Source organism: Clostridium kluyveri DSM 555, assembly GCF_000016505.1.
Lineage (GTDB): Bacteria > Bacillota > Clostridia > Clostridiales > Clostridiaceae > Clostridium_B > Clostridium_B kluyveri.
In genome coordinates this window covers 3,558,693-3,572,501 of the sequence record NC_009706.1, presented here as the reverse complement: position 1 = coordinate 3,572,501, position 13,809 = coordinate 3,558,693, and the positions used below count along the sequence as shown (strand labels likewise).

General features: G+C 32.4%; 15 protein-coding genes, 1 riboswitch and 1 other annotated feature. Of the genes, 11 read left to right on the top strand and 4 right to left on the bottom strand.

The genetic code is table 11. From position 1 onward, the window contains the following. The first annotated feature begins 16 nt into the window (after nucleotides 1–16). Nucleotides 17–433, top strand: a complete 417-nt coding sequence (locus CKL_RS17160) for a YjdF family protein (protein ID WP_012103847.1) — start codon at nucleotides 17–19, stop codon at nucleotides 431–433. A gap of 249 nt (nucleotides 434–682) precedes the next feature. Here CKL_RS17160 and CKL_RS17155 read toward each other — a convergent pair whose 3' ends face one another. Beyond that, nucleotides 683–1,354 carry a lactate utilization protein gene (locus CKL_RS17155; RefSeq protein WP_012103846.1) on the bottom strand — a complete coding sequence of 224 codons (672 nt, stop codon included), beginning with the start codon at nucleotides 1,352–1,354 and terminating at the stop codon, nucleotides 683–685. A gap of 136 nt (nucleotides 1,355–1,490) precedes the next feature. Here CKL_RS17155 and CKL_RS17150 point away from each other — a divergent pair, with 136 nt between their 5' ends. After that, complete coding sequence (locus tag CKL_RS17150; RefSeq protein WP_012103845.1) at nucleotides 1,491–2,147, top strand: Crp/Fnr family transcriptional regulator; 657 nt, start codon at nucleotides 1,491–1,493, stop codon at nucleotides 2,145–2,147. A 161-nt stretch (nucleotides 2,148–2,308) separates the two neighbouring features. Here the strand turns inward: CKL_RS17150 and CKL_RS17145 are convergent, their stop codons facing one another. Then, the gene (locus CKL_RS17145) at nucleotides 2,309–2,932 is read right to left on the bottom strand and encodes a response regulator transcription factor (RefSeq protein ID WP_012103844.1); all 624 of its coding nucleotides are present in this window, start codon (nucleotides 2,930–2,932) and stop codon (nucleotides 2,309–2,311) included. A 175-nt stretch (nucleotides 2,933–3,107) separates the two neighbouring features. Here CKL_RS17145 and CKL_RS17140 point away from each other — a divergent pair, with 175 nt between their 5' ends. The 9 genes from CKL_RS17140 to CKL_RS17100 all read left to right on the top strand — a co-directional run bounded on the left by CKL_RS17140 (nucleotide 3,108) and on the right by CKL_RS17100 (nucleotide 11,733). Then, nucleotides 3,108–3,827 (top strand): ABC transporter ATP-binding protein, encoded by a 720-nt coding sequence (locus CKL_RS17140; protein WP_242649507.1) that lies wholly within the window; start codon nucleotides 3,108–3,110, stop codon nucleotides 3,825–3,827. Next, the gene (locus CKL_RS17135; RefSeq protein WP_012103842.1) at nucleotides 3,808–4,095 is read left to right on the top strand and encodes a hypothetical protein; all 288 of its coding nucleotides are present in this window, start codon (nucleotides 3,808–3,810) and stop codon (nucleotides 4,093–4,095) included. Before CKL_RS17140 ends, CKL_RS17135 begins: the two co-directional genes overlap by 20 nt. 9 nt (nucleotides 4,096–4,104) lie before the next feature. Next, on the top strand, nucleotides 4,105–4,986 hold the full coding sequence (locus CKL_RS17130; RefSeq protein ID WP_012103841.1) for an ABC transporter permease subunit: 882 nt from the start codon (nucleotides 4,105–4,107) through the stop codon (nucleotides 4,984–4,986). Between the two features lie 180 nt (nucleotides 4,987–5,166). Beyond that, nucleotides 5,167–6,453, top strand: a complete 1,287-nt coding sequence (locus tag CKL_RS17125; RefSeq protein ID WP_012103840.1) for a hemolysin family protein — start codon at nucleotides 5,167–5,169, stop codon at nucleotides 6,451–6,453. Between the two features lie 49 nt (nucleotides 6,454–6,502). Further along, nucleotides 6,503–6,703, top strand: a binding site (T-box leader). A gap of 31 nt (nucleotides 6,704–6,734) precedes the next feature. Continuing rightward, entirely contained in the window at nucleotides 6,735–7,562 is an 828-nt protein-coding gene (locus CKL_RS17120) for an electron transfer flavoprotein subunit beta/FixA family protein (RefSeq protein WP_242652501.1), read from the top strand. Nucleotides 7,563–7,564: 2 nt separating this feature from the next. Further along, nucleotides 7,565–8,563, top strand: a complete 999-nt coding sequence (locus CKL_RS17115; RefSeq protein WP_012103838.1) for an electron transfer flavoprotein subunit alpha/FixB family protein — start codon at nucleotides 7,565–7,567, stop codon at nucleotides 8,561–8,563. Between the two features lie 23 nt (nucleotides 8,564–8,586). Further along, complete coding sequence (locus CKL_RS17110) at nucleotides 8,587–9,993, top strand: FAD-binding oxidoreductase (protein WP_012103837.1); 1,407 nt, start codon at nucleotides 8,587–8,589, stop codon at nucleotides 9,991–9,993. A 110-nt stretch (nucleotides 9,994–10,103) separates the two neighbouring features. Beyond that, a riboswitch (cyclic di-GMP riboswitch) is annotated at nucleotides 10,104–10,193 on the top strand. A 151-nt stretch (nucleotides 10,194–10,344) separates the two neighbouring features. Continuing rightward, a complete protein-coding gene (locus CKL_RS17105; RefSeq protein WP_012103836.1) occupies nucleotides 10,345–10,677 on the top strand; it encodes a hypothetical protein in 333 nt (110 codons plus the stop codon). Between the two features lie 69 nt (nucleotides 10,678–10,746). Continuing rightward, entirely contained in the window at nucleotides 10,747–11,733 is a 987-nt protein-coding gene (locus tag CKL_RS17100; RefSeq protein ID WP_012103835.1) for a ketoacyl-ACP synthase III, read from the top strand. Between the two features lie 142 nt (nucleotides 11,734–11,875). Here CKL_RS17100 and CKL_RS17095 read toward each other — a convergent pair whose 3' ends face one another. Next, nucleotides 11,876–13,009, bottom strand: a complete 1,134-nt coding sequence (locus tag CKL_RS17095) for an ABC transporter permease (protein WP_012103834.1) — start codon at nucleotides 13,007–13,009, stop codon at nucleotides 11,876–11,878. Next, nucleotides 13,006–13,803 carry an ABC transporter ATP-binding protein gene (locus CKL_RS17090; RefSeq protein ID WP_012103833.1) on the bottom strand — a complete coding sequence of 266 codons (798 nt, stop codon included), beginning with the start codon at nucleotides 13,801–13,803 and terminating at the stop codon, nucleotides 13,006–13,008. Before CKL_RS17090 ends, CKL_RS17095 begins: the two co-directional genes overlap by 4 nt. Nucleotides 13,804–13,809: the final 6 nt, after the last annotated feature.

Sequence of the window (13,809 nt, the reverse complement as noted above, 5' to 3'; positions counted from 1 at the left end):
CAGGAGGAAAATTGAAATGAAAGTAAGTATTAAGTTTACTGTATTTTTTGAAGATATATTCTGGGTAGGTGTTTTTGAGAGGATATACTTCAATAAATATGAAGTTTCAAAAGTTGTATTTGGTTCTGAACCAAAAGATTATGAGATATATGATTTTATATTAAAGCACTTTTGTGATTTGAAATTTAGTAATTCTTTATCAACAAGTGAATTAAAGTACAAAAAGGTAAATCCTAAAAGAGTTCAAAGAGAAATCAAAAAACAAACAAGAACTAATGGTATAGGAACAAAAGCACAACTTGCTATGAAATTACAATATGAACGAAACAAATCAGAAAAAAGAAAAGATTTGAAAGAAAAAAGCCATAAAGAAAAAGAATGGAAATTTCAATTATACCAACGCAAAAAGAAAGAAAAACATAAAGGACATTAATCTATAATTTTTATATTAAGATAATAAAAAACTTGAATATCAGTAATAGGTTATCCTTAAACAACTGGCATTTTTCTAAAAGCAATAAAGCATATGCGAATTTAATAAGACTTAAAGTGCACCTTTGGGGAATCCCCCTAAAGGTGTCTAATAAAAATAGGTTTAAAAAAATCTACATATTTTAGTAATCATAATCAAGGTGGTAATTTACGTTAGCTAATCTCAACAGCTTATTTGGATATCCCAAATTTAAAATCCCAGAGATTCACCAACAAGAATAATTTTTATTCTTCCAGGAGTTTTGCACATTCTCGTTTCAATAACGTAAGAGCAAATACAATCCTCTGCCTTACAATTTCCACAAGCTCCATTTATAACACAAGGTGTCTTTTTTGGAGGATGTAGAAATGGATTTGATGAACAGCGTTGTGCATTGATAGGAGCTGCATATGTTCTAGCCCTTGCTACTGCATCCTCAACAGTTTTGCAAACCTTATTCATTCCAATGACAGCTATGACATTTTTGGGACCAAAAGTAATCGCTGCCACTCGATTACCCACACTGTCTATATTGATTAATACACCGTCTTCACTAATTGCATTGAAACTTGTTAAATAGGTATCACACAACAATGATTGGCGCATTAAATCATATCGTTCATCCATTGTTTGGGCTTTGTCACGATCAATTATAATAAAATTGCCTTGATATATTCGCTCAATCAGCCCAATCTCTTCAAGTGTAACCGACCCTCCCCATGATACGGATGAAGATTCCGGTATAAGTGATAATGCTTTTTCGGCAGCATCTATGGCATTATCACAGTAATATGCCTCAAATTTCCTGCTTTGTAGATTTTTAATTAGTTTAGTGGCTAGAAGTTCATTTCTTGTTTTTATAGCACTATTTTTTTCTTCCATATTTGTTCCTCCATTTTGGTTGATAAAAATGTTTTTATAGGAGTATTTCTTATTATATACTTCCCTGTTTTTTATAAGTATAGTATTATACAAATAGAAAGTATGTTGCACATGCAACGGAAAATGAGGTGTTCTTATGGATGATTTAGATATTTTGGTGCAATCACATTTGTTTTCCGGTATTGAACCGAATGATATTGAAAAAATGCTCATATGTTTATCTGCGATGCGCAAAGAATATGAAAAAGGTGAAATGGTTGTCTGCGAAGGGGACTCTGTTAATGATATTGGCATTATACTGAAGGGTAGTGCCCGAAGCACTAAATTGAGTATCACAGGTAAACAAATTATTGTTTCACTACATTATCCAGGTGGTTATACTGCCATCTTAACAGCTGCCAGTGGTAAACGGAAGTGTCCTATGTCGGTACAGGCACTGGAGTCCCTTGCTGTGCTTTTTATTCCTGTCAGAAATGTGTTGAGTCGTTGCAAAAAACTTTGTATAGCTCATGAGCAATTGCTCCTCAACTTTTTTGACAGTATTGCGGAAAGGGCATTGGAGTTACATGATCGTAACGATTGTCTAATTATGCCAACCATTCGCGATAAAGTTTTAACTTACTTAACTAAGGTTTGCCATGAATCCAAAGCACGGATTGTTAGAATCCCATTTAATAGAGAAGCTATGGCTGGTTACTTGAATGTAGATCGCAGTGCTCTGTCTAGGGAACTTGCACAAATGAAACGAGATGGACTGATTGATTTTTATAAAAATAAGTTTGAACTATTGTAGTATTCATTCACATAATCGGTATATGGCAGCTAAGAATAAATATTTTTAGATTTCCTAAATGAATAAACATAATTATTTTTACGGTTTAGTTTAGAGGTATTGATATTGTAAAAGTAATCATATCTTTTTCACAATTTGCACATATGTTTCCACCATGCCTTTCAACTATACTTTCTCCTTATATGTACTGTAACGGTTCTGTTAAGTTCCATATAAGGTTCCTTCCATACATTTTCATATATTTGTTTTATACTCAATACATTGTTTTTGTTCTTTGCAAGAAAAGCTAAAATCTCAAATTCATGTGGAGTCAAATTTATTTCATTATTATCTATTTTCACAATATGTTTATCTGTATCTATAAGCATGTCCTGTATTTTAATGAAATTTGAATTGCCATGAAAATTTAAATTGAAGTCCTTATATCTCCTTAAATGGGATTTTACCTTTGCAATTAACAACATTGGGTTAAAAGGTTTTGAAATATAGTCATCTGCCCCAATGGTAAGTCCCATTATCTTATCTGCATCATCAATTTTTGCAGATAGTATTATTATAGGCAGATTCAAGTCTTCTCTTATTTTCATACATGCCATCATGCCATCCATTCTCGGCATCATAATATCTAAAAGTATCAGATCTATTTTATTGGTTTTTAAAATTTCAAGTGCCTCTACTCCATCTTTTGCACAGAGATAATCTATATTTTGATTTTTTAGCATTATGGTCAGAAGTTCACGTATATTTTCATCATCATCTACAATTAAAACTACATTTTTGTCCATGTGGAAATTCTATTGTATCTACATCATATTATATACACTTTTTTCCCTCTTTTGGGTAATTGTAATAAAATCTTAATAAGTAGCATCAATTTTGTAATAAAAAATATACCGGTTCTGTAATATGAATACATTATAATGAAGTAATTATATAAATAAGGATGTGAACTTTTTGGAAGTGCTAAAATTGGAAAATGTGTCAAAGAGTATAGGAAAAAGAGAAATTGTAAAAAATTTGAATTTAACTGTAAATGAAGGTGAGATCTTCGGATTTTTAGGACTAAATGGGGCAGGAAAGACCACAACTATAAAGATGATTGTGGGATTTTTAAAACCTACCAGAGGCGAAATTTATGTATATGGAAAAAGTATTAAAAATAATAGGATAAGCTTTATAAGTAATATAGCGGCTGTGGTGGAGACACCGGATATGTATCCCTATTTAACTGGAATTGAAAATTTAAAGCAGCTGGCAAGGATGGATAGAAATATTGCTCAATCAGACATAGAGGAGGCCGTAAAGTTAGTGGGGCTGGGGGACAGGATAGATGATAAATTCAAAAAGTATTCCCTCGGAATGAAACAGAGACTTGGGGTTGCACAGGTTCTCATGGGAAATAAAAGGGTGTGGATATTAGATGAACCTACCAATGGGCTTGATCCAAGTGGAATGATTCATTTTAGGAATATATTTAAAAAATATTCCAGGGAGAAGAAAGTTACTATATTTATATCATCCCATATACTTGGTGAAATGGAATCCATGTGTGATAGGGTGGCCTTTTTAAATGAAGGTGAGATTAAGGGAATAGAAGAGATAAATAATATGAAGGGAAATCTTGAAAAAAGATATGTGGAAGTTGTGGGGGGAGAAAAAGATGATTTCTGCAATAATTAAAAATGAAATTATTAAAATATTTTACAGAAAAAAATTTTTAATATGTGCTATTATATTGTTGATTACAGCGGCATTTTCAGTATTGATTGTAAATAATGGAAATGGAGAAAGGGGACTTGAAAAAGCAAAGAATGTACAACAATACTATAAGGAGCAAAAAAAATCAGTAAAAGATAAGGCAAAGATTGCTGAAATTCAGGAACATATAGATGGCATTGACAATATGATAAAAGACTATGAATTTGAAAAAAGCCATCCTCTGGCCTGAAAAGATACTTTGAAAAAAGATGTAAAACTTATGGAAAGTGTTGATGACAGTAAAATGGAAGCTGTCATAAAAGAGCAGAGAAAAGAAGAAATTGCCTATAAAAAATATCTATTAGATAATAATATAAAGCCAATTAGTGAACTTGAGGCCACAGGATATATATTATTTAGTAATTACATTATGATTTTGGAATATGGTATGATAGTCATATTTTTAGCAGTAGTTTTTATGTCAATAGATAGCGTTTCCAGTGAATATACACCTCCTACGTTAAAGCTTCTGCTTTTAAGACCTATTACAAAGTCAAAACTTATACTTGGAAAATTTTTAGCTTGTACTATTTCAACTTCCGCACTTGTAGCTATTTTTAATCTTCTAATCTTTTTATTTGGAGAATTTGTATATGGCTTTGACAGCTTCAAGTATCCAGTTCCCATAGGACCCGCCTTTAAACACAGCAGTATACAAAATGTGGATTTACATAAATTTATATCTGTCATTCCAGGTACATCAGGCATTATACCTCTTTATAAATTTTTAATTGAATTTATGATTTTACAGATAATTTTTATAATTGCAGCTACAAGTTTTTGTATTTTAGTATCTACCATAATTAAAAGTAATGCAGCAGCAGCATCTATAGCTATACTATTTGGAGTAGTTTACATAATATTTTCAAATATCTCTGCATTATCTGATATGTCATATATTAAGCCAGCATTTTTTATAGCGCTTGGCAGCCCCAGAACTATAATAACAAGGCAAATTGTACAAGATACAGGTGCATACTACATAAATACCTTATCTGCCAGTTTGATAATGATTGCATGGACTATATTCTTTTTAGCATGGAGCATAATTGCAGCTGAAAAAAGAGAAGAGTATATTTAAAACTTTTTTATGATAAGATGAATAAATCAATATGAAGTGGGAAAGCAGGAAAATATATCTTAATTTATATAAAACACAAAGTACCTTTCATTTGTTTTATATTGTTAAAGAAACAAAAATATGATAGTATTGGTCATAGACTATCTACTTGGGTTACTTTAGAAAGGGAGTTATATTTATATGGTTTTTTTAATAAATATGATTATTGTGTTTTTACTCATATTCATGAATGCTTTTTTTGTTGCTGCGGAATTTGCAGTAGTAAAAGTCAGAAAATCCAGAATAGAAACCCTGGTGGCTGAAGGAAGCAGAAATGCAAAATTTACTTTAAAAGTCATTAAAGATTTAAATTCATATTTGTCTGCATGCCAATTGGGAATAACTTTAGCCTCTTTAGGGTTAGGGTGGGTAGGAGAGCCCGCAGTTGCCAATGTACTTATGCCTTTATTTAATTTATTTCATTTTTCAGAAGGGGTAGTGCATTCTATTTCTCTTGTTATTGGTTTTTCAATTATAACTGCTTTTCATATAGTACTTGGTGAATTGACTCCTAAATCACTAGCTATTATAAATACAGAAAAAATAGCCATGTATACATCCCTGCCTCTTATTATATTTTACAAGGCAACCTATCCTATAATGTGGGCCTTTAATCACAGTACTGATTTAGTGCTGAAGATATTTGGAATTTCACAGTGGGATGAGCATGAGACAGCCTACACTGACGATGAAATAAAACTATTACTTGAAGAAAGTTATAAAAGTGGATTGATAGATAAGACAGAATTAACCTTTGTGGATAATATATTTGATTTTTCCGAGAAGACTGTAAAAGATATTATGGTACCGCGTACTGACATGACCTGTATTTTTTCAGAGGATTCCCTAGAAGATATTATAAAAGTTGTGATGGATAGACAGCACACTAGGTATCCTATTTGTACATATAACAAGGATAATGTTATTGGATTTATACATATTAAAGATCTGTATAAACAGCAGATTCAGGGAGATAAAAATATAAAAGATATTATTCGGAAGGTTAAATTTATTCCAAAGTGGATGCCTATAAGCGATCTGCTGAAGGTGTTTAAAAAAGAAAAATCCCAGATAGCCATAATTATTGATGAATATGGAGGAACACTTGGGCTAGTTACAATTGAAGATATCCTGGAGGAAATTGTAGGTGAGATTCAAGATGAATTTGATGAAGAAGGAACAGAAATCAATAAAACTGAAGACAACAAGTATGTTGTAGATGGAAAACTTATTCTTGAAGATGTAAATGATCTTCTTCAAATTGATATCAAGTCTGAAAATGTTGACACCTTGGGGGGATGGATTTATTCCAAGTTAAATTCATATCCAAAGGTCAATGATAAGGTTAACTATGAAAATTATGAATTCACTGTGTTAAAGTGTAATAAGAAGAGGATAGGCAAGATTTTAATTGAAAAACTCAAATAAATTTTTATTGACATAAGATTAAATTTATAGTAGACTGTTTTTCAAATAGATAAAGGCGATGATAAGATAAAGTAGATATGTCAAGTATTTCAAAGAGAGTGGGATAAAGATGTGAACCCATAAATACGCATTTCGAAAATCATCTTGAAGCTGTAGGCTGAAATTCAAGTAAGCTGATCCGGTTATGTAAATCGTTATTTAAATCAAGTAAAAAAATGGGTGGTACCGCGGCAGACATTTCGCCCCAGCGAAATAGGTCTGTCTTTTTATTTGCCATTTGTTTGAGAGAAAGGAAAGAAGCTTTAATGGATATTATAGTTTTAGTTAAACAAGTTCCGGATATGGAAAAAGTAAAATTTGACAGAGAAAAGGGAGTAGTAGATAGAACATCTGCCAGTGCAGAAATCAATCCTTTTGATTTAAATGCACTGGAAACAGCAGTTCAAATAGCTGAAAATATCGATGCCAGAGTTACTGCTGTAAGTATGGGGCCTCCAAATACAGAAAGTGCGTTAAAAGAATGTATTGCAAGGGGTGCTCATGAAGGAGTGCTTGTAAGTGATAGAAAATTTGGAGGTTCAGATACAAAGGCGACTTCTAAAATACTTGCCAGTGCCATTAAAAAGTTGGGAGCCTATGATCTGGTAATCGCTGGAGAAAAGACTGTAGATGGAGATACAGGACAGGTTGGTCCCGAAGTTGCAGAATTTTTAAATATACCTCATGCAAGTTATGTAAGTAAAATTACAGAAATGAATAAGGACAGCATGGAGGTACATTCTGAAATCTGGGAAGGAACTTATTTAAAAAGTATAAAATTTCCATGTCTTATTACAGTTACAAAGGATATCAATCATCCAAGATTGCCTTCTTTTAAAAATAAGATGAAAGCCAGAAAAGCAGAGATTAAGATATTAAAGCTTGAGGATTTAGAAGAATTTTTGAATGAGGATAATGTTGGCTTTAAGGGTTCACCTACAAAAGTAAAGAAAATAGAAATTCCCCAAATAGAAAAAAGACAGGGAAAAATTTATAGGGAGTCAGATACTGTTGAGGCAGAGAATGAATTAATTAATATATTTAAAAAGATTAAGGTTTTGGAGGTGTAGTAGTGGGTAAGGAATATAGTGGTATATTGGTATTTGCAGAACAAAAAAATGGACAAATTCATAAAGTCAGTTATGAACTTCTGGGAAAAGCAAGGCAGCTTTCTGATAAATTAAATGCTCCGGTGTACAGTGTTGTGTTAGGAGCAGATGGTATAGAGGCCGAAGAACTTATATATAGGGGAGCAGATAAGGTATTTTATATACAGGATGATATGTTTAATCTACCAGAAGAAGTAACCTATACAATTAACCTGAAGAATTTAATTAAAGATATCAAACCTGAAATTTTTTTGATTGGTGCCACTACCCTGGGAAGATCATTGGCACCTAGGCTGGCAGCGTCCTTAAATACGGGACTTACAGCAGATTGTACAGGTCTTGAAATCGATGAAGATAGAAAATTGGTTCAGATAAGACCGGCTTTTAGCGAAAATATACTGGCTCATATAAAAACATACACATATCCCCAGATGGCTACAGTGAGATATAAAGAATTTGACGAGGGCACAAGAGATGCTAAAAGGCAGGGAGATATTTTAAAGGTAGAGGCTTTAAGACTCGAAAATGAACTGGTAAAAGTGATAACACAACTTAGATCCCAGGAAATTAATATATCTGATGCAAATGTAGTAGTGGCAGCGGGTAAAGGATTGAAAAAGGCAGAAGATATGGCTATGTTAAAGGAGTTAGCGGATTTGCTGGGAGGTGTAGTTGGAGCCAGCAGGGAAATAGTTGAAGAAGGGTTTATATCCAAGGACTTTCAAGTAGGATACAGCGGCAACAGGGTAAAACCTAAATTATATATAGCTTGTGGAATTTCAGGAGCACCGCAGCACCTTGCAGGAATGAAAGAATCGGGGTTTATTGTTGCAATCAATACAGATCCTTCAGCTCCTATATTTAATATAGCAGACTACGGAATAGTTGATGATATGTATAAGGTAATACCTGATTTGATAACTAAGATAAAAGAAAGCAGTTTAGAAACTATAAATTGTTAAATAATAAAGAAGAAGGGATAAAAATGAATACAGATTTAATTAAAAATTCACCCGAGAAGGTAGTTGAAAATTTAAAAGCAATTGTAGGAGAAGATTGGGTTACAAGTGATTTATCTAAGATGCAGAGGTATCTTTATGATGAAACTGAATCTTTACTTCGTCCTGAAGCATGTAAAGATTGTGTGGTGGTAAAACCGGCGTCCCCAGAGGAAATATCAAAAATATTAAAATATGCAAACAAGGAATTGTTGCCTGTAGTAGTTAGAGGGGGTGGAACAGGAGTAGTTGCAGGAGCCATACCCACACAGCCAAGTATTATTTTATCCATAGAAAGATTAAACAAAGTTGTGGAATTTGATGAAAAGAATATTATGATTACCATGGAAGCTGGAGCAACACTAGCACAATTATTAGAAGTATTAAGCAAAAATGGTAAGCTGTTTTTTCCAGTTCATCCGGGAGATGAAGGAGCACAAGTTGGAGGGATGGTGGCAGCAAATGCTGGAGGTACCAGGGCAGTAAAACATGGAATTATGAGAAATCATGTTAAGGCATTGGAAGTGGTTCTTGCTACAGGAGAAATCGTTACACTGGGTGGAAAGTTATTAAAGAATAATATGGGTTATGATCTGCTTCAACTTATGATAGGCGGAGAAGGAACCCTTGGAGTTATTACAAAAGTTACATTGAGATTATATGCTGCAAGTAAATATAATGGAACATTACTGGTTTCATTCAATAGCCAGAGAGAAGCTTGTGATGCAGTACCTGAAATACTACAGGAGGGAATTACACCTCTTGCCATTGAGTATATGGATAGGGTTATATGTGAAGAATCAGCCAAGCAGCTTGGAACTAAGTGGCCTGCAGTTAAAGGATCCGTGGACTTGATGTTTATACTTGACTATGCCAGCGAAGAGGATCTATATTCAAATAGTGAAAAATTAGTAGAAATATGTGAGAGACACAATTCTGTAGACAGCATTATAGCAGAAACTGAAAAAGAACAAAGGCATCTCTTGGAGATAAGAAGTAATGCATATGGTCCTTACAAAAATAATATAGCGGATATTATGGATGTAGCTGTACCACCTTCCTCTGTACCTGATTTTTTTGATGATGTAAAGAGGTTGACTAAAGAATATGACAATAAAATTGTTTCTCTCGGACATATAGGAGATGGAAATATTCACAATTTTATTATGGGTGATAATGGGAAACTACCTGCTAATTATGAAGAGCTTAAAGAAGCCATATATAAAACTGCTATAAAATATGGAGGAACGATAACTGCAGAACATGGAACTGGAAAACTGAGAAAAAAACATATGCCTCTTCAATTCAGTAAAAGGGAAATTGAAATTATGGAAGGAATTAAGAAAGTATTTGATCCAAATGGCATTTTAAATCAAGGAGATATGGTAGATTGAAGAAAAGTTTAATTAAATAATGAATAATCTTTTAAAAAATAAAAAATTAAGGTAAAGTTTAGATATTATTCTTGAAAATTCTAAAAATTACATGTAAAATTATGAATATATATTGATAATAGCACACTTATTGAAAAATAAGGTCGCAAAGCTATGGGTCTAAAGAAAAGTTATTTTTCTATGATTGCCAGGTTGCCAAAATTATAATTATAAGACTTTAATATGTGTATTTATACTTTTTTTGGTGCCTATGATATATAGGCACCTTTTAATTTTTGTTCAGGATGATAATTATTATTAATATATTATAATAATAGATTTAAATAAATGAAAGGACAGGTGTATTAAATTATGAAAAAACATGAAATTAATTTGGACAAGGGAAAAAAAGAATTGGGTGTAAAAGTATGGGGTATGTATGAAGAGAAAGATGCTAAAAGCTTCATAGAGGAATTCCAAAAAACAGCATCTGCTATACAACCTTCGGAGTATACATTATCTTTTGATTGCAAAGAATTAAAGGTTTCTACCCGAGATATGGTGCCAATGCTGGAAGGCTGCTTTAAAATGTATAAGGATTTAAATTTCAACAAAGTTATTATAAATGCGGGCAATAATGCAACTCTAAAGATGCAGTTCACAAGAATAGCTAGAAATGCAGGACTTGATGCAAAAATAATGTAATAATGTGTAGAGAAAATACAGGGTGAATTTTATAAACTTATATATTTTTGTTATTTAAGGAGGGCTAATATGGGTGTAAAATTGAGTTGTATTGATATCTGTCATGGTTCTAAAGTTGTTTCAAATGACTTTTATTTAAAGCACTTTGAGAAGCAAGGTAAGCATGTAAATCATTTGTTAGAGGATATAATGGGTAGAGATAAAAGATTTATGTTTGATGATGATGAAACAACCTTATCTTCAGCTTTAAAAGTATCCAAATCTGTACTAGTGAAGGCGGACTTGACCGGTAATGACATAGATATGATAATATGTTCTTCTATATTATCGGAATATATTGCACCTTCAATGTCAATTTTATTACATAAAGAGTTAAATGCAGGAAGAAATGTAATGTGTTTTGATATGAATGCCAATTGTGCTGGTATGACGGTTGCCCTAGAGCTTGCATCAAATTATTTAATATCCTCAAATAGAGCAAAAAAGGCCTTGATTGTGGGTTGTGATGATATGCATTCCTTGATTGATCCTAATAATGAACTTTGTTATGGCAATTATGGACATGCTGCTTGTGCGATAGTTCTAGAAAAAGTAAATGAGAATTGTGGAATACTTGATGAGGAGTATTATATAAATACAGAAGAAAGTGAAAATATTATGTGTCCACGGAATGGATTTTCCAGTTTTTTTAAATCAAAAAATGTAGATGAGTTTTCTTTCAAATGGCTTCCCTTTGATGGAGGAGCTTGCGTTTACCCTGCAGCTGAAATTATGACTAGAATGTTAAAGAAAAAAGGATTAACTCAAGAAGATATCAGTATGTTTTGTTTTTCACAGTTTGCATTTTCAAATATAGAACATATAAGAGAGCTTATGAATATAGATGAAGACAAGAGTGTCTATGTAGGGGACAGATATGGATATACTAGTACAAGCAGTCCCTTTATAGCATTATATGAAGCTATAGAACAAGGAAAGGTTAAAAGAGGAGATTATGTAGTGTTCTGGACTATTGGCAGCGGTTCTCAAAGTATAGTTATGCTTTACAAATATTAAAAATATATAAATTTATTAAATTCTTCTAGGATTCAGGTAAGTTTGCTATAGAGAATGGTTTTTATCTGAATCTTAGAACAATTTTAAAGGAATGCAGCAATATGAGTATCATAACTTTGAAGAATATAAAAATGATGTAATATTATTCCAATGTCTTATTGAATTTAATCACTGTTAAACCTATAATGATAATGATTAACAGACTTAAAGATAATATGGGACCTATAATATATGACAAATTTACTCCTTTTACTATTATAGCCCTTAAAATTTGAAGAAAATAAGTTAGTGGCAGAACACAGCTTATGAGATAGATTATCTTGGGCATAGCTTCTCTTGGAAACATAAACCCTGACAGCAGTACGCTGGGAAGTAAAAGTGCCAAAGAAGCCTGCATTGCCTGTAGTTGAGTTTTGGCAACAGTGGAAATAAACATACCTATGGCTAGAGAACATATTAAAAATAAGGTTCCAAGTATCATAAATAGTGTCACACTTCCTTTTATGACTATGCCAAACAGTAAATTACCTAAAATCAATACAGTCACCATATTTAAAAAGCCAATTATTGTGTATGGCACCAATTTCCCCATTATGAGTTCAAAGGGAGTAATAGGTGTCATAATAAGCTGTTCAATAGTACCTTTTTCCCGTTCACGTACCATTGCAAAGGAAGTTAATATAACAGTAATGTTTTGAAGAATTAGTCCCATAACACCAGGTACATTGAATTTACTGCTTTCCAGGGTAGGGTTATAAAGTAGTAGAGGTCTTATATTTATTCCTGCGCTTGTTGGTATATTACTTGCAGATTTTTTAAACTCTACTTTCTTCATTTTAGTGGAATAGTTATTTCCTATAAGTATGGAATATGACATGGCAGTTCTTGCTATAGTGGGGTCAGAGCCATCTACCAACACTTGAACACTGGCTGTTTCATTTCTATTTAATTTCTTGGAATAGTCAGGGGGTATTACAATTCCTACTTTTACTTTTCCCATGTCAATATATTTTTCCACCTCATTGTATGAATCTGCGGAACCATAGAGCTTGAAATAGTATGAATTTATAAATGCATTTACAAGTTGCCTGCTTTCTAAAGTTTTGCTGCCGTCATATATTATGAGATTTACATTATTTACATCTGTATTTGCTGCAAATCCAAATAAAAGCAGCATCATTATTGGCATTATAAGAGCTATAATAAGGCTTGGCTTATCTCTTTTTATATGGATAAATTCCTTTTTTGTAACTGTGATTAGTCTTTTGAGTTTCAATTTTTATGCCCTCCTTTTTCATTTTTTATTTGTTTCAATTGGGTAAAGGAGGACACTATTTCTCTATTTGAAAGTTCTTTAACGTATTTAATAAATATATCCTCTAAGTTTTCTATATTATTTTTTTTGTATAAATTTTCAGGGGTATCTATGGTTATAAGTCTGCTGTTAAATATAAAACCTATTATATCGCAAATAGAGGCTTCATCCATGTAATGGGTAGTTACTAGTACGGTGATTCCATCTGATACCAGATTACTTATTGTATACCAGAATTCTCTTCTTGAAACCGGGTCCACTCCTGCAGTAGGTTCATCTAAAATCAGGAGGCTTGGATTATGTATTAAAGAGCATCCAAGTGCCAGTCTCTGTTTCCATCCCCCGGAGAGTGTTTTTGCCAGATTTTTTTCTTTTCCTGTGAGATTTGCCATGTGGATAAGTTCTTTTTTTCTTATATCGAGTTTTTCTCTGGGGATCATATATATATTCCCATAAAAATCTAAGTTTTCCTCTACAGTAAGATCTTCATAAAGGCTGAACTTTTGAGACATATATCCTATATTTTGTTTTATCTTTTCAGAATCTTTAATAAGATCATATCCTAAAACTGAACCTTCCCCTGAAGTAGGTTTTAAAACCCCGCATATCATCCTTATAGTTGTGGATTTTCCAGAACCATTTGGCCCTAAAAGACCAAATATTTTTCCCTTTGGAATAGAAAAAGACAGATTATCCACAGCTGTAAAATTTCCAAATTTTTTTGTAAGATTGCTGATAGAAATTGCATAATCCATAGTAAT